This is a genomic window from Burkholderia sp. M6-3 (genome assembly GCF_050858985.1).
In the GTDB taxonomy this organism is placed as follows: domain Bacteria; phylum Pseudomonadota; class Gammaproteobacteria; order Burkholderiales; family Burkholderiaceae; genus Paraburkholderia; species Paraburkholderia caledonica.
The window spans coordinates 225,307-240,719 of the sequence record NZ_CP110091.1; the positions used below are offsets into that span (position 1 = coordinate 225,307).

Here is a 15,413-nt window from a genome sequence, read left to right on the forward strand (position 1 = left end):
ACACACAGACATGTCGTCATTTGACCTGCGCCTTCCGGCACTGCGGAATGCTTACCGTGCCGGAACCCTTGCGCCTCGTACTCTCGTCAATGAGCTTCTGCGGAAAGCCGCAAGGCTCAATGCAGAGTTCAACCTGTTCATCCATCTTTTGACCGAAGAAGAAGTCGCGCCATACCTCGATTGGCTCGATCGGCAGGACATCGAGAGCCTGCCGCTTTACGGCATTCCATTCGCCATCAAGGACAACATCGACCTCGCCGGTATTGAGACCACGGCTGCGTGCCCAGCTTTTGCGTACACGCCTACTGAGTCGGCGACGCTGGTCGCGCAACTGATTGCACTCGGCGCCATCCCGCTCGGGAAGACCAATCTCGATCAGTTCGCTACCGGTCTCAACGGCACTCGCTCGCCTTATGGAAAGTGCCGCAACAGCGTGCATCCCGATTATCCCTCCGGCGGTTCGAGCGCTGGATCGTCGTTGGCTGTTGCGCTCGGTGTGGCCAGTTTCGCACTGGGTACCGACACGGCCGGTTCCGGCCGCGTGCCTGCGGGACTAAACAATCTCATCGGACTCAAACCGACCAAAGGTATTCTGTCGACCGCGGGCGTAGTGCCCGCTTGCCGCACTCTCGATTGCGTCACGTTCTTTACTGCCACAGCAGAAGAGGCGAGCGAACTGCTCTCGCTGACAGCGCTCACCGATCCTCGCGACGCATACAGTCGCAAGAATCCGCAGTGGAATTCCGCGCGAGCCTTTGGCGCGCCGGCCGCTTTCCGATTCGGCGTTCCTTCGCAACTGGAATTCGCGGGATGTACAGAGAGTCCGGCGCTATTCGCCAAGGCTCGCGCAATGCTTGAGGCAGCAGGAGGCGAGGCTGTCGAGATCGACTTTGCCCCGTTCGTTGAAGCTGCAAATCTTCTTTATCAGGGGCCGTGGGTCGCGGAGCGTTACAGCGTGGTGGGCGAATTGATGTCGACAACGCCTGACGCGGTGCTGCCTGTCATTCGCGACGTGCTCGCCAAGGCGCCGGGCGCAACCGCTGTCGAATTGTTCCAGGCGCAATATCGTCTTCAGGCGTTGAAGGCTCGTTGCGATGCATTGATTGACACACTCGACTGCGTCCTCACGCCGACCTATCCGCGCCCTGTGACGCTTGCCGAACTGGAGCAGGATCCGATCGGGCCGAACTCATTGCTCGGTTACTACACGAACTTCATGAACCTGTTGGACTACGCGGCTGTCGCCACACCGACCGCATTCATGAAGAATGGGCTTCCGTGGGGCGTGACCGTTTTCGGGCGCGCGTTTACGGACCAATATTTGTTGGGCATTGCGGACTTGTTGCAACGGACGAGCGGCGTCGAATGCGTTGGTGGAAACACGATAGCGCTGTCGGAGGAGCGCAAGGCGACGAACGATCGAATGCTCCTCGCGGTATGCGGCGCTCACATGCAAGGCTTACCGCTGAATAAGGACCTGCTTTCTCGCGGCGCGATTTTGCAGCAGTCCACGCAGACGGCGCCGCGCTATCGGCTCGCAGCGTTGCCAGCGTCGCCAGATGGCACGCGGCGTCCGGGGCTATGGAGAATGGGCGATGGCGGCGTGAAAGTCGAGGTCGAAGTCTGGAAGATGCCTGCCTCGGAGTTCGGCTCATTCATCGCGACGATTCCGTCGCCGCTGGCTCTCGGCAAGATCGAACTGGCAGATGGCTCGTGGGTGACCGGTTTCCTGTGCGAACCGTATGGCGTTCAGGCGGGCACCGACATCTCCGAATTCGGCGGATGGCGCGCATGGCTTGCCAATGAGCGCGCCCTCGACGCTTGACTGCGGTGCCTACGCCTCGTACCGGAACACATATCTTCTCGTCCTAGTTCGTTGCTGCCATCGAAAAAGCATCGTTTGCGTGCCCCATGCAGTTTGCCGTTCCGCCGTTGTACTCCGGAGATGCAATGCGCGCGTTATCAGGAAGTCCGGTCTGACTTTCCAGGTCGCCATCGTACATCGGCAGCGCATAGTCGCTCAGGCGAATACTGACGACTTGCGCGCCCGCGCGTACCGCTGCTTCCGCGGCGATATCCAGACGCTGTTTGATTGACCGATCCGCTTCGTGTGCTGCCTCAGAATGCAACGATTTTGGTCGTCATGAGTAACTCGCTATTGAATGTGACTGACTAGCGGAGGCTGCTATCGCGCGCGCGATAACGGCTCAAGTGCAGCACGCCGGCTCGCAAAGCATGACTCAACGCGATTCTGTGCGGCTTGTCCACGCTTCTGCGTCCTCAAAATGATCCGAGCGTTGCCGGACTTCGTCCTGTTTGTAGCCGCCGGGCCTGTACCCATCGGCCTTGGCAGAAAACACTGTTTTGTTGGCCGTGTTCCAAGCATCAATCGAATTGAAAGTCGGGTGTCGCCATCCGATACTTGGCTTGTGTTTTTCCCTTGGACGAAGTACTCGGCGATGGATACACCGGCCGGATCAACGCGGTGAAAGGCTGGCAATTCGAACTCCCGGGAAGGAACGTCCCGATTCTCAACATAGCTTGCTGAGCCGTCCGTAAGGCGTGCGGTTCGACCAGGCGGATATTGGAGCAACGAACATGACGACGATTGCAGGAATCAAGATCCCCGACAGCAAATTGGCGCGTGCGGCCACGGAACTCGTTCGCGACACGGAGTCGGACCTGCTTTTCCATCACTCGACTCGCGTGTTTCTTTTCGGCGCTCTCACGGGTGAGCGCAAGCAATTGAAGTATGACCCAGAGCTTCTGTACATCGGTGCAATGTTCCACGACATGGGGCTTACCGAACAATTCAGAACGTCCCAGAACCGCTTCGAGGTGGACAGCGCGAATGCAGCGCGTAGCTTTCTCGAGCAGCACGGTATTCCCGAAGGAGATGTCGACCTCGTGTGGGACGCGATCGCGTTGCATACCACGCCGGGCATCCCGCCATTCAAGAAGCCGGTGGTTCAACTGGTGACGGCAGGCGTCGAGATGGACGTGCTCGGCTTTGCATTCGACGAGTTCACCGAGGAGCAGCGCAAGGTGGTGGTCGCTGCTCACCCTCGCGGGGAGAACTTCAAGGAGCAGATTATCAATGCCTTTAACGATGGAATGAAGCACCGCCCTGACTCGACCTTTGGGACTGTCAACGACGACGTGCTTGCGCTGAAGGACGTCAGTTTCCGTCGCAAGAACTTCTGCAGCATCATTCTTGGGAATGCGTGGAACGATTCGAATTACGCGTGCACTTGCAACGACCCGGCGCATAAGCATGGTTGAGCACATGCATGACTAACGCGTAATGTAAGCACGATGATCGCGCGCGATTCGCGAAACTGCAGGTCAGAAAGATCTCTGTCTTTCGGCGAAGACATTAGAAAGAGATACGGAGAACTGAGGTCCGCGCAAAGCGAACCTCAGTTCCTCCGAAAGCAGCCAAGCAGCAGCCGGAGAATTTGCCGAGCTGCTGCGTCCCACGAACGGCTTACTGCTTCGTCACCTGGCCATAGGCGATCACCGAGTTATCGGCTGCCTTGATGAGATAGACGATCGAACGTTGATACAGCGTCGTGCTGCCTGTAACGGGCAGGAACGTGATAGCTGCATTACCGGAGTAAGTCGTTCCGGAAGCCAGCACGCAGGTACTCGTGGTGCCGCTGACCGTCATCGTGTAGAGGTTCTTGTTCGAACCCGGCGTCGTCAATGTCAGCGTCCCGGCGACGGCGCAGCCGGAAAGGTTCCCGGTGAAGCCGCCGGCGGCGTCGATGGTCAGCGTCGTCCCACTTTGCGCCCACGTTCCCGTTACGCTCGATTGCGTGACGGCAAGCGCGTTCGCCGGATTGTAGTTCAATGCCAGGTTCACCGTTTGGCCGTTGGCGACATAGCTGCCGTTCAAGGTTTGCTTCGCGCTGTACGTTCCGCTTCCCGACGTGGCCGTATAGCGGAACCCCACCTGTGCTCTCGAAACCGCTCGTCAATGTCCAGTTCGGCTCCGCAGGCGCTGCGATGCCGCAGGCCGGCTCGACTGCCGCAGACCCACCGCAAATAAAGCCGGGAGGCATATCGCTAATGCGATGTTCCCGGACGCGCCAGTTTCTTGACGTCGGAGTGCCAGTGCAGGCGGGATAGCGATCTGAGCGACCGCTTGAAGGAAGAGTTGCTTGCGCTGAAATGAATATCAGATGTAGCCGTCATGATAACGGCCAAAGAGTTCGCCTGAACTCCATTTGCGAGACGCAGGCATTTCGCGGTCGGTTTCGCCGCGCTAAGTGTGCGTTAACCGCGTGTATCGACCCACTCGTGCGCCCAACGCGCGGAGTGCTGCAATGCCTGTTCTTCGTCGGTGAAGTAGTCGAGCGAATAGAACTGGTAAAGCCCTTCAGTGCGTGCGCTGTCGGCGCGCTCGAGCAAAAGGTTGGACGAGAATGTACCGTCGGGCAAGCGATGCGCCGATGGTTTGATGGCATAGCCGTTGTAAAGATGAATTTGTTGGTTTTGCATTTTATATTTTAATAATGTGCGAGTGCGCCTGCCGTGCGAACTTCTATTGAGTCGCGCGGACGAGTCGATTCAAAGCCATTGCGAGCCGAATCAGAACGCAGTCGGAAAGCTAAAGAGGGCGTTTAAGCCGAGGGGAGAATGAGGAGCAACGAGGCGATTGGCGCTTGAGCGAGCTGCCTGATATATGCAACTCAAAAGCGATTTGCGCCAACTGTGGGAGACAAATCTCCGCGAGGATGTCGCTGCAGCCCGATGTCCGTTGCCGGACACCGAGCCCTTCAAACTAGCTTACAGCGGCGTGATGTTGGCCGCTTGCAGACCCTTCGGGCCTTGCTTCGTTTCGAAGCTCACCTTCTGATTTTCAGCGAGCGTCTTGAAGCCGTTGCCGCTGATTTCGGAGAAGTGCGCGAACAGGTCGTCGCCGCCCTTGTCCGGGGTGATGAAGCCAAAGCCTTTGCTGTCGTTGAACCACTTAACGGTACCGGTATCCATGAAGAATCCTTGAGGAAATAAAATTGAAAATGTGCTCTGTGAAGGAGCGTTAGAAGCGTCAAGGAGGGAGAGGACAACGAATACCGCTGAGAGAGCGAGACATTGATGAACAGCAATCGAACTTCTTGAACTTCGGGTGCCACAGTAACCGCTCCGACACACCAGCGTCAACAGTTAACTTGTAACTGTCCTTTCGGGCGGCTCCACTGAGTTGGGCGAAGGCGCCGCAATGCGACCCCGTTAGCGGCTTGCCATTCCCTTCACTTCGTCGCCGCGACCATCAGAACGCGGCTGGCGCGAGGATGGTTTAGATGCCGACCTTGTGCGCGGTCACAATCAGACGCAAGCCAAGCGCTGCCACTGCGCTTGCGGCGACACGATCGATCCACGCCTTCCATTGCAAGTAGATTTCGCTCGGACGCCGGCTCGAAAAGCACAGCGCAACGACCGTGTACCAGCCTGCTTCGATGGCGAAGATCGCGGGCGGCAATGCAAAGTAGCACCACAGCGGCGGATGTTGCGGCAACAGCGCCGCGAAGATACTGCCGTAATAGACCGCCGTCTTCGGATTGCTCAGTTGGGTACTAAGGCCGATCCAGAAAGATTTGCGCGGATTCGTGGTAACGGTTTGCGTGGCGTCGAACGCGAGTGGTTTGGCGGCGCCGCGCCAGATCTTCGAGGCGAGATAGATTAGATAAAGCCCGCCGGCTACTTTGAGCCCGATGTAAAGCCATTCGACGGTGGCGAGCAACGTATATAAGCCGAGCAGCGCAATGCCGCTAAAAAAGACCCCGCCAATGCCCATGCCGAGCGCCGTGGCAAGACCGTCGCCGCGAGATAGACCGATCGCATTGCGCGCGACGATGACAAAGCTCGGTCCCGGGCTCATTGCGCCTAATAACAGCGCGGCGAGAATGGTGAGAATGGCGGTTGATGCTGGCATGGCAGTGCCTCCGTCGATTGCATATGAATAGAGCGTGTTGTCCAAACATAGCATGAGAGCGCTGGCTCTCATCTGACAAGCAGTACGAGCAGTGTAATGACCTACGCGCTCGCTGCAAGCAGCATTATGCGAATGCTAGAATTGGTTTCGATATGTTGAAGCTGCCTTCGAACACTGAGTCAGGCGGATGCAATCCTGCTATCGCGACGCATTCCGCTTGATACAGGCGCCTTTGATCGTGCGAGCGATCTTCCATGATATCTACGAGCCGTTGCTGACGGTGCGCCAATGCCGTTCTCCGAATTACCGGCGCACGCGGCACAGAACCTGAAGTTGCATGCTATACCGCCCACAAACTCCTACATTTGCTTTTGGTTCTCTTGCCTGGCTCCGTTATATCGCGATATTTGGCCTCTTGTGGCTGAGCATCGGCTGGACATTCGGCGCGACTCACGAGTCTCCACCGCATTCTTCGCTTAGCTCCGCGCGTAAAGTGAAAAAAGTCACCACCGGTGAGACGCGGCGGCGCGTCACACGCAAGCGCAAGCATGTCACCGACGACGAGCGTTCACTGCACGTCAGCAAGCTCGCGCCCAAGTCGCGTCGTCAGGCTTCGCGCGCCGCACGCGAGTCGCGCGCTTCAGGACGCGCTGCCAAACTGGCGGCGCGTCGCAACCGGCGGTCTGCGCCGGCCGCACGCGTGGTGGCTAATGCAACGCTTTCGGCTCATACGAAGCATGCGGGCCTTCGTCTTTTGCCTCGCTGCGGATATACGCCCAGGTCACGCGCATTGCTAAGGTCGAGTTCAGTCTTCGTTGTCGATGAAAGAACGCAAACGGTGCTCACCGAAAAGCAGGCCGATCGCGTCATGCCAATTGCTTCGATATCCAAACTAATGACGGCCGTTGTGTCTCTCGATGCAAGGCCCTCGTTGACGGCGCCGCTCAACGTTACCGTTCAGGATCAGGACTTCGACAAATTCACCGGCTCACGGCTTACCGTCGGTTCGGTTCTGCCGCGCGATGACATGCTGCATATCGCGCTGATGTCGTCGGAGAATCGCGCTGCCGCCGCGTTGAGCCGCGATTACGCCGGCGGCCGGCCGAGCTTTGTCGCCGCAATGAATGCAAAGGCGCGCGCACTCGGCATGCGGCATACGCGGTTCGTGAATGGCACGGGGCTGTCGCCGCAAAACGTATCGACGGCGCGAGATCTTGCTCGCCTCGTGGCTGCCGCTAGCCGCTATTCGTTGATCCGCGCTTATTCGACCGACCGGGATCAGTTAGTGTTTCCCGGTGGACCGCGCACGCGTTTGAGTTATCACAACTCGAATGCGCTCGTGCGGGGCGGCGACCGGTCGATTGTTTTGCAGAAAACAGACTTCATTAACGAAGCGGGGCACTGCGTCGTCGTGCGAATGATCGTGCATGGCAGGCCCATCGACATTGTCGTGCTGGGCGCACCAGGTCCGCGCGATCACATGGCGGACGTGATCACGATTCGCCGCTGGCTGCGTTGCTCATTGCGCTGACTAATCACTCAAGCCCGCACTTTTCTGCAGACGCAAAAAAAAGCCCGCGCAAGGCGGGCTCAACTACTCGGAGTTTCGCGATCCAGTCGCTAGACGGATCACCTTCAGTCTAGGTGAAAGCTTTGCGAAAGTGTAGGGGATTCGCGTTACATGTCGAAAAAAACCGTTTCCTTGTCGCCTTGCATATAGATGTCGAAGCGATACACGTTGGCGGTGTTCGGCTCGCGGCGCGCGATCAGGGTTTCACGCCGGTCTGCCGGAACTGCCGCCAGCACGGGGTCGCGCTCGTTGGCTTGCGCTTCGTCCTCGAAATAGATGCGCGTGAACGTGTGAAGCAGCATGCCGCGCATCGTCACGATGACGTTTAAATGGGGCGCCTCGTCGGGGCTCACGCGGCCCGGTTTCACCGTCTCGACGACAAACCGCTTTTGCGGGTCCGTGCCCGTGCCGACGCGCGCAAAGCCGCGAAAGCCGGTCTTGAGGATTTCCTCGCGCGATTCGGGGTAATGGCCATCGGCATCGACCTGGGATACTTCGAGCATGGCATCGCCGATCACTTTGCCGTCGCCGTCGAACACCTGTCCCACGATCGTGATGTGCTCGCCGGCTGCTTCGCGGTCGGCCACCACGGGCGTGAACAAGCTCTTGAAGTCGAAATCGTACTGCTGCGGGCACAGGCCGTACGCGAAATACGGTCCAACCGTCTGCGAGGGCGTTTGCTTAAGAGTGGTCATGGCTTAGCGCTCCATCGGAGTTTCGTTACGGCCGCGCAGCACGATGTCGAAGTCGTAGCCGAGCGCGTAGGCCTCTTGCGTGGTGTCGAGCGAAAATTTCGCAATCAGACGATCACGGGCCTGCTCAGGCGTGCCCTGGAAAATCGGATCAAATGCCAGCAGCGGGTCGCCGGGAAAATACATCTGCGTGACGAGGCGCGAACCGAAATGCTCGCCAAACAGCGAGAAGTGAATGTGATTCGGGCGCCACGCGTTCGAATGATTGCCCCATGGATATGCGCCCGGCTTGATCGTCAGAAAGCGATAGCGGCCTTCGTTGTCCGTGATGCAACGTCCCGCGCCCAGAAAGTTCGGATCGAGTGGCGCGTCGTGCTGATCCATTTTATGCACGTAGCGGCCAGCCGCATTCGCCTGCCAGATTTCCACGAGCGTATTGCGCACCGGACGTCCGCCGTCATCCAGCACACGGCCCGTCACGATGATGCGTTCGCCAAGCGGTTCGCCGTTACGGACCGCGTTACGCGTCAGATCGCTGTCGAGCGCGCCGAGGTCCTCGGTGCCGTAGACGGGCACGCGCTGATCGCGCAGCTTCTCCTTCAGCGGAATCAACGGACGTGTCGGGCCGCGTTTAACGGAGGAACCGTAGCCGGGATAGATGTATCCGGGATGCGACGCGAAATCGCGTGCGCTGAGAAAGGAATCGTCCATCAGTGTCTCCTTGGGGATTTGTGGGATAGGGCTTATTAACGGACTTTATCCAAACTGAACGGTTATGAAAAATGACGTTTTGGCGCTTTTCGTATAACCTTCCGTTATGCAACGCAGTCTCGCGGACAGCCGCGTCAAATTCCGTCATTTACAGTGCTTTCTGGCCGTAGCCCAATTCGGCAGCGTCCAGCGGGCCGCTGACAGCCTTTCGATTACGCAGCCGGCCGTCTCCAAGACGGTCGCGGAACTCGAAACCATTCTGGGTGTAAAACTCTTTGAGCGTGGCCGTCACGGAGCGGTGCCGACGCGGGAGGGGCAACTCTTTATGCCCCATGCAAGCGCGTGCGTCAGTGCGTTGCGGCAGGGCGTCGATCTGCTCGCGCGCGCGGAAGGCGCGGCCGCGGCCACGCTCGAAGTCGGGGTTCTGCCGACCGTCGCGGCGGCACTGATACCGCCCGTGCTCAAGCGTTTCGCGTCTCTTTGGCCACGCGTGATCGTGCGCCTTGCAACCGGCGCAAATCCTGAATTGCTCGAGCGCCTGAAAGCGGGCACGATCGAATTTGCCATCGGGCGACTAGCCGATCCCGAACGCATGGTGGGACTCAGCTTCGAGCAGTTGTTCACCGAACCGCTAATTGCGGTCGTGCGCGCGGGGCATCCGCTCGATGCAGCGCCCGGTTTGCCCTCGGCCGCATTGCAAGATTTTCCCGTCGTGTTGCCGCCGTTCGGAACGCTGATCCGACAGTCGGCGGAAAGTTTGTTGAGCGCGTGGGGTGTGCCGCCGCTGTCGGCGTTCGTGGAAGTGTTGTCGGTCTCGACCGGCCGTGCGCTGACGCTCGAGAACGACGCCGTGTGGTTTGTGCCGCTCGGCGCGGTGGAGTACGAACTGGCGCACGGCATGCTTGTGCGTCTTCCGTTGCCGTTCGCGGGCACTGGCGAGCCGGTTGGCCTGATCCGGCGCTCGGACACGCAGCCGTCAGCAGTGGGAAGGGCTTTTATCGACGCTGTGCGAGAAGTTGCTCAGTTGCGAATGGCGGCGAGCGCAAGCAGGCCCGCGGGCAACGCTGCACGCAAGCGTGCGCGCCGCACAACGCCGACGACTTGATGCGCGAAGCGCAGCGAGCGGTGCTACGCGATTAGCTGCGCGCGCAGGCCGGCTGCGGTTCTGTGAACCAGTCAGTACAAAATGAAGTTGCGAACGTCACGCTAGCCGGTGTACAAACACGTTGCAAAAGCCGTCGCCGACCGCGGGATGCAGCGCCGCGCTGCGAGTCGAGACGGGTTGCACAGACATCGGAAACACTGGAAACAGCGTCGTAAGACAGTACAAGGAGACTGCTATGCCTAGCGACTTGCCCACTCCAGACGCCGCGCTTCGCGCCGTGGCGGCGCCTGAGCACAATCCGCTCGGCACGGCCGGCCTGGAATTCGTGGAGTTTGCCTCGCGCGATCCGCAGGCGCTGGGCGAGACGTTCACGAAGCTCGGCTTCAAGGCAATCGCACGCCACATCAGCAAAGACGTCACTCTGTTCCGGCAGGGCGAAATGAATTTTCTGATCAACGCGGAACCCGATTCATTTGCTGCGCGCTATGCCGAGGAGTACGGCGCGGGAATTTGCGCGATCGGCATTCGTGTGGCCGACGCGCAACGCGCTTTCGACCGCGCAATCGAACTCGGTGCGTGGGCTTTCGAAGGCGAGAGGATCGGCGCCGGCGAGTTGCTGATCCCCGCAATTCAAGGCATTGGCGATTCGCATATCTACTTTGTCGACCGTTGGCGTGGGCGCGGGGGGCAACGCGGCGGCCTTGGCGATATCTCGATCTTCGACATCGACTTCCGTCCGATCCAGATCGACACGGCGCACGCCGACCTCAGCCATGCAGGCACGGGCCTTGTCGCTGTGGATCATCTGACGCAAACGGTCGGCGAGGGTCGCATGCAGGAGTGGCTCGACTTTTACCGCGACCTGCTCAACTTCCGCGAGATTCATGAACTGCACGCGAACTGGCATGTGTCGGCCGAATCGCGCGTGATGGTGTCGCCGTGCGGCGCGATCCGCATCCCGCTGTATGAGGAGGGCACGCGCCGGACCGACCTGATGCACGAGTATTTGCCGGATCACCCGGGCGAGGGCGTGCAGCACCTCGCGCTCGCCACAGACAACATATTTGCGTGCGTCGAGCAGTTGCTTGCAAACGGCGTCGAATTCGTCGAGCCGCCTCCACGCTATTACGAGCAGCTGGACGCGCGGTTGCCCGGACACGGCCTCGACGTCGAGCGGCTAAAGCGCACGCACGTTCTGGTGGATGGGGAGATCGGCCCGGACGGTGTGCCGCTGCTGTTTTTTCAGACCTTCGTGCGTCGCGGTGCCGGCGAGATTTTCTTCGAGATCGTGCAACGCCAGGGACATCATGGATTCGGTGAAGGTAACCTCAGCGCGCTCGCGCGGGCGCGCGAGCAAGCCGGCGCCTAAGGTCAGATTTCGCGCTGCTTTTTCGGCGATTCGTTGACGGCCGGTGCTTGCGGAATGTCGGCGCTGGTCGCCATCCACAATACTTCGGCATCCTCTTCACTTGTCGAGACTGCGGCGTGGCCGGTGCGGCTGTCGAAGTACAGGCTGTCGCCAGCGTTCAGATGTGTAGGGGCGTACAACTCGGAGTGAAGGCACACGCTGCCGCTGATCACGTACAAAAACTCTTCGCCTTCGTGACGGCCCCAGTCGTCGAACGCATCCAGCGTGTGTGCCGAGATGCGGATTCGGAACGGCAGCATTGCTTTGTGCGCGAGGTCGGTCGCAAGCAACTCCATCTGATAGCCGCGATACGCGTGACGTTGCCCTTCGCCTTTGCGCGTCAGCGCGCGACGTCCGCTTGCGCTCACTTTGGGCATCGATCCGAATAACTCGCCGATTTCGATCTTCAACCCGAGAACGATCTTTTGCAGGACGTCGAAAGTCGGGGACATGAGGCCGTTTTCCACTTTCGATAGGGTCGAGCGAGAAACGCCGCATAGGCGGCTCGCCGTTTCGAGCGTCAGATCCTGCGACTGGCGGGCAGCGCGGACGCGACGGCCAAGATCGGTCGTCGAGGGTTCAGCGGGCTTGGTGATCTGGGTGTCCATGAGGTCTGCTGCTTTCGTTGCTACCTGAGCGGTGGTTTCTGTTTCCGATAATAACATTTAGCGCGGATCGTGAAGTTAGCGCCTCGGCTGCCGAGTTGGCTGTCGGTGCGATCACGGACGGTCCTCGGACTTTCTGATTGGAAACAGGGGGTGCGGGGCGTTCAGCGCTTAATAGGCTCCACTCTGCGGCATTTCGATCGTTGTTACCAAAGGCTGTTTAAAAACCTTTCAATGACATAAAACTGACTCGGCGCGATTTGATATGCCCGTCGTCATGTGCATTAACTTAGGTTAAAAACCCGTGCGTGGATTGATTTATTGTCCCAATGTATTACGATGCTCAAACTAAAAATAGCAACAAGAAGATAAACCCTCATGTCGCAGAATCGGAAGAAACGCCAATCGGGGAATAAGGCACGCAGAAGGCCCTTGGGAAAAGCGCAGTTATTACCGCACTCGGCCGCGTACGTGCGTGAACAGTCGCTCTGCTGGCATCTGGCGTTGGCTGCTTTCAAAACCGGGAAGGGTAATGGGGATTTGCTCGCCAAAATCGTCAAAGCGCTTTATCTCGCGTGGTACCTTCAGGAGGCAGGTCATGGTGCGGTGGAGCGCGAGGTTTATCTCGAGGCTGAACGTATTCTCGATGTCGCAGCTTCGTGTGCAAGTCGGGGTGTTTGGATTATCGAAAGCGCGGATTGTCCGCCCATTATCCAGATTCTCGATCTACATGAACGGCAATTGCTTTGTGCCTGTCTTCGCTGTCGCTGAGGCGGAATTATGCATTGTGCGTTTTGGTAAAAGCGAGAAAAGGGCGCCGTGGTGATGCAGTCCTGTGAATTGCACAGTTCTTCGCGCCGATCCGTCAGTTCCTAAGGTTCCTCACTGCCGGAAGCGGCAACGAACCGACCTCTCGGGCAAGAACGGTGACGTAACCGGTGCATCCCAGCGGACATGAAGCCTACCGCTAACCCTGGCGCGCTGCTTGCTCATACAGTGCAGACCCAAATGCACGGAGCGCGAAAATGCCAAACAACGATTCAGACGAAATGGACGACCAAGGCAACGCTTCGAAGGCTACCGGAGCTTCAGGAGGCGGGTCGTTCGGTAACCAGCGCGGCGCACCAGTCACTGGTGGCGCGCCCGAGAACGGACAGAGAGGCGAAGGCGAGGTGCACCCTGCGCCAGACACTAATCCGCGAGGCAATCGCGCCCACGAAGCAACCGAGGGGCAGGACAACGGGCAAGACAAGGCATAAGCCAAAGCACACGCAGAGCGTTGACGGCGATATGCATAGCAACACGGTCGGTGGCGTTGCCGCGCAGCCGGGCAACTCCCGGATAGGCGACAGCGCCCGGCGGTACGGTTAGACGTCGAGCGATAGCAATTGCCGCGGTACAACGCGCGGTTCGGGACAGCGGTGTTCGGGCGTAATGGGTGCTGGAAACCTCCAACGGGGTCAACAATGACAGAAGCATGGCCACAATTCAATTCCCGACGACGACCCTCGACGATTCTGGCCAACACGAGTTGGCACCCTGACAAGTGGCCCGACGCAACGCTTCGCTCTTTGCGAAGCAACGAAGGGTAGATCCGCATTAGAAAGTCGACGGTCATTGGGACTGGCAGTCTTCCCGATCGCCTGGGAGACGTCTATGAACCGCAACAAGTGCCTGCACAAATGCGCGTTGTCCTGGCGCCGGGTAGTGTCGACCGGCCTGTTTGCCATCTTCTGTATTGCCTGTAGCGGCGGCTCGGGCGGCGACTCCAGCACAAGCAGTACGAACGGCGGAACCGGGTCCGGCGGATCGGGCGCCGGCGGGACCGGCTCGGGCGGATCGGGTGGGTCGGGCTCGGGCGCAACGTCTTCTGCGAGCGACGTTCTGACGTATCACAACGACCTCGCCCGTACGGGACAATACCTTGCAGAGACGACGCTGACGCCGGCCAACGTTAACCCGACCGGATTTGGCAAGGTTGCCTTCCTCGCGGCAGACGGCAAGGTCGATGCTCAACCGCTCTACGTTAGCAATCTCCCCATTGGCGGCACGGCGCACAACGTCGTCTATGTCGTGACCGAGCACGCCAGCATTTACGCATTCGACGCCGACACCAACACACAACTGTGGCAGCGCTCCCTGCTTGGCTCCGGCGAGACGACGAGCGACGATCGTCATTGCGGTCAGATCACACCGGAAATCGGCATCACGTCCACACCGGTTATCGACCGCAAGCGCGGCACAGCGGGTGTCCTGTACGCGGTCGCAATGAGTAAGGACGCGAGCGGAGGCATTCATCAGCGCCTGCATGCAATAGATCTCGTGACAGGAGCGGAGACGCTCGGGGGGCCTACCGAGATCGCGGCTACCTACCCTGGAACGGGCGCGAACAGCAGCAACGGTGTCACCGTTTTCGATCCTCAGCAATACGCGGAGCGCCAGGCGCTAACCCTCGTCAACGGCAATGTCTATCTTGCATGGACGTCGCATTGCGACCAGGGCACTTACGGCGGTTGGGTGATGGCGTACAGCGCGGATACGCTCTCGCAGACAAGCGCGCTGAACCTCACTCCAAACGGAAGTGAGGGTTCGGTCTGGATGAGCGGTGCGGGTATGGCATCCGACGGCGCATTCCTGTACCTCCTCGACGCGAACGGCACCTTCGACGCGACGCTGAATGCGCAGGGTTTCCCCATTGCAGGCGACTATGGGAACGCCTTCCTTAAGCTGTCGACTTCGCCGAGGCTTGGTGTGGCCGACTATTTCGCGACTTTCGACACGGTCGTGCAATCAGCGGGGGACGCAGATCTCGGATCGGGCGGTGCGTTGGTACTGCCGGACCAGGCAGATGCAAGCGGCACGGCCCGGCACCTCGCCTTGGGAGCGGGCAAGGATTCGAAGATCTACGTGGTCAATCGCGATGCGATGGGCAAGTTCAACACGAGCGCCAACCAGATCTGGCAGGAGATCGACGGGCAACTGCCGGGAGGCGTTTTCGGCATGCCTGCCTACTACAACCATGTCGTGTATTTTGGCTCCGTGGGCGACAATCTCAAGGCGTTCCCGGTGACCGCTGCGCTCCTCGCAACGACCCCGGCATCGCGCAGTCCCGGCACTTTCCCTTACCCGGGCGCCACGCCCAGCGTTTCGGCGAATGGAGCGTCGAATGGGATTGTCTGGGCCGCCGAGAACGGCGTCGTTGGCGCGCTGCACGCCTTTAACGCCAGCGATCTGAGCCAGGAACTCTACAACAGTAACCAGTCCGGTGCGCGAGACACATTCGGCGCGGGAAACAAGTTCATTACGCCAATGATCGCGCACGGGCACGTTTACGTGGGCACGACCAACGGCGTGGCGGTGTTCGGTTTGCTGAAATAGGGAAGA

Annotated in this window: 14 protein-coding genes; 7 read left to right on the forward strand and 7 right to left on the reverse strand. The window is 59.4% G+C overall.

Annotated features, from left to right (window positions below; all coding sequences use genetic code 11):
* The first annotated feature begins 10 nt into the window (after positions 1-10).
* A complete protein-coding gene (atzF, locus tag OH764_RS18320; protein ID WP_498850223.1) occupies positions 11-1,825 on the forward strand; it encodes an allophanate hydrolase in 1,815 nt (604 codons plus the stop codon).
* A 773-nt stretch (positions 1,826-2,598) separates the two neighbouring features.
* Positions 2,599-3,282 carry an HD domain-containing protein gene (locus OH764_RS18325; RefSeq protein ID WP_498850224.1) on the forward strand — a complete coding sequence of 228 codons (684 nt, stop codon included), beginning with the start codon at positions 2,599-2,601 and terminating at the stop codon, positions 3,280-3,282.
* Positions 3,283-3,487: 205 nt separating this feature from the next.
* Here OH764_RS18325 and OH764_RS18330 read toward each other — a convergent pair whose 3' ends face one another.
* The 4 genes from OH764_RS18330 to OH764_RS18345 form a co-directional block, all read right to left on the reverse strand.
* On the reverse strand, positions 3,488-3,955 hold the full coding sequence (locus OH764_RS18330) for a hypothetical protein (RefSeq protein WP_498850225.1): 468 nt from the start codon (positions 3,953-3,955) through the stop codon (positions 3,488-3,490).
* A 323-nt stretch (positions 3,956-4,278) separates the two neighbouring features.
* Positions 4,279-4,503, reverse strand: a complete 225-nt coding sequence (locus OH764_RS18335; protein ID WP_128586615.1) for a hypothetical protein — start codon at positions 4,501-4,503, stop codon at positions 4,279-4,281.
* Between the two features lie 288 nt (positions 4,504-4,791).
* Positions 4,792-4,995: a cold-shock protein gene (locus tag OH764_RS18340; RefSeq protein ID WP_006047703.1), complete on the reverse strand. Its 204-nt coding sequence runs from the start codon at positions 4,993-4,995 to the stop codon at positions 4,792-4,794.
* A 307-nt stretch (positions 4,996-5,302) separates the two neighbouring features.
* Complete coding sequence (locus OH764_RS18345) at positions 5,303-5,938, reverse strand: LysE family translocator (RefSeq protein ID WP_498850226.1); 636 nt, start codon at positions 5,936-5,938, stop codon at positions 5,303-5,305.
* Between the two features lie 337 nt (positions 5,939-6,275).
* Between OH764_RS18345 and OH764_RS18350 the strand changes: the two genes are divergently transcribed.
* Entirely contained in the window at positions 6,276-7,469 is a 1,194-nt protein-coding gene (locus OH764_RS18350; RefSeq protein ID WP_498850227.1) for a serine hydrolase family protein, read from the forward strand.
* Positions 7,470-7,615: 146 nt separating this feature from the next.
* Here OH764_RS18350 and pcaG read toward each other — a convergent pair whose 3' ends face one another.
* A complete protein-coding gene (pcaG, locus tag OH764_RS18355) occupies positions 7,616-8,203 on the reverse strand; it encodes a protocatechuate 3,4-dioxygenase subunit alpha (protein ID WP_498850228.1) in 588 nt (195 codons plus the stop codon).
* Between the two features lie 3 nt (positions 8,204-8,206).
* Positions 8,207-8,911, reverse strand: coding sequence for a protocatechuate 3,4-dioxygenase subunit beta (pcaH, locus tag OH764_RS18360; protein ID WP_498850229.1), 705 nt, complete (start codon positions 8,909-8,911; stop codon positions 8,207-8,209).
* 106 nt (positions 8,912-9,017) lie between these two features.
* Between pcaH and pcaQ the strand changes: the two genes are divergently transcribed.
* Positions 9,018-10,016: a type 2 periplasmic-binding domain-containing protein gene (gene pcaQ / locus OH764_RS18365; RefSeq protein WP_498850230.1), complete on the forward strand. Its 999-nt coding sequence runs from the start codon at positions 9,018-9,020 to the stop codon at positions 10,014-10,016.
* Positions 10,017-10,251: 235 nt separating this feature from the next.
* Positions 10,252-11,385 carry a 4-hydroxyphenylpyruvate dioxygenase family protein gene (locus OH764_RS18370; protein WP_498850231.1) on the forward strand — a complete coding sequence of 378 codons (1,134 nt, stop codon included), beginning with the start codon at positions 10,252-10,254 and terminating at the stop codon, positions 11,383-11,385.
* Positions 11,386-11,387: 2 nt separating this feature from the next.
* On the opposite strand, the gene OH764_RS18375 is transcribed toward OH764_RS18370, so the two are convergent.
* Entirely contained in the window at positions 11,388-12,032 is a 645-nt protein-coding gene (locus OH764_RS18375; RefSeq protein ID WP_020068920.1) for a helix-turn-helix domain-containing protein, read from the reverse strand.
* A 429-nt stretch (positions 12,033-12,461) separates the two neighbouring features.
* Here OH764_RS18375 and OH764_RS18380 point away from each other — a divergent pair, with 429 nt between their 5' ends.
* Together OH764_RS18380 and OH764_RS18385 are read left to right on the forward strand one after the other, a co-directional pair.
* Positions 12,462-12,800 carry a hypothetical protein gene (locus OH764_RS18380; RefSeq protein ID WP_498850232.1) on the forward strand — a complete coding sequence of 113 codons (339 nt, stop codon included), beginning with the start codon at positions 12,462-12,464 and terminating at the stop codon, positions 12,798-12,800.
* Between the two features lie 885 nt (positions 12,801-13,685).
* The gene (locus tag OH764_RS18385; RefSeq protein WP_498850233.1) at positions 13,686-15,407 is read left to right on the forward strand and encodes a PQQ-binding-like beta-propeller repeat protein; all 1,722 of its coding nucleotides are present in this window, start codon (positions 13,686-13,688) and stop codon (positions 15,405-15,407) included.
* The last annotated feature ends 6 nt before the right edge of the window (positions 15,408-15,413 follow it).

What these genes read in the sequence shown, in the direction of transcription:
- pcaH (WP_498850229.1), bottom strand. Translation starts at nt 8,911, where the DNA reads ATGGACGATTCCTTTCTCAGCGCACGCGATTTCGCGTCGCATCCCGGA.
- OH764_RS18370 (WP_498850231.1), top strand. Translation starts at nt 10,252, where the DNA reads ATGCCTAGCGACTTGCCCACTCCAGACGCCGCGCTTCGCGCCGTGGCG.
- atzF (WP_498850223.1), top strand. Translation starts at nt 11, where the DNA reads ATGTCGTCATTTGACCTGCGCCTTCCGGCACTGCGGAATGCTTACCGT.
- pcaG (WP_498850228.1), bottom strand. Translation starts at nt 8,203, where the DNA reads ATGACCACTCTTAAGCAAACGCCCTCGCAGACGGTTGGACCGTATTTC.
- OH764_RS18340 (WP_006047703.1), bottom strand. Translation starts at nt 4,995, where the DNA reads ATGGATACCGGTACCGTTAAGTGGTTCAACGACAGCAAAGGCTTTGGC.
- OH764_RS18335 (WP_128586615.1), bottom strand. Translation starts at nt 4,503, where the DNA reads ATGCAAAACCAACAAATTCATCTTTACAACGGCTATGCCATCAAACCA.
- OH764_RS18375 (WP_020068920.1), bottom strand. Translation starts at nt 12,032, where the DNA reads ATGGACACCCAGATCACCAAGCCCGCTGAACCCTCGACGACCGATCTT.
- OH764_RS18325 (WP_498850224.1), top strand. Translation starts at nt 2,599, where the DNA reads ATGACGACGATTGCAGGAATCAAGATCCCCGACAGCAAATTGGCGCGT.
- OH764_RS18385 (WP_498850233.1), top strand. Translation starts at nt 13,686, where the DNA reads ATGAACCGCAACAAGTGCCTGCACAAATGCGCGTTGTCCTGGCGCCGG.
- OH764_RS18350 (WP_498850227.1), top strand. Translation starts at nt 6,276, where the DNA reads ATGCTATACCGCCCACAAACTCCTACATTTGCTTTTGGTTCTCTTGCC.
- pcaQ (WP_498850230.1), top strand. Translation starts at nt 9,018, where the DNA reads ATGCAACGCAGTCTCGCGGACAGCCGCGTCAAATTCCGTCATTTACAG.
- OH764_RS18345 (WP_498850226.1), bottom strand. Translation starts at nt 5,938, where the DNA reads ATGCCAGCATCAACCGCCATTCTCACCATTCTCGCCGCGCTGTTATTA.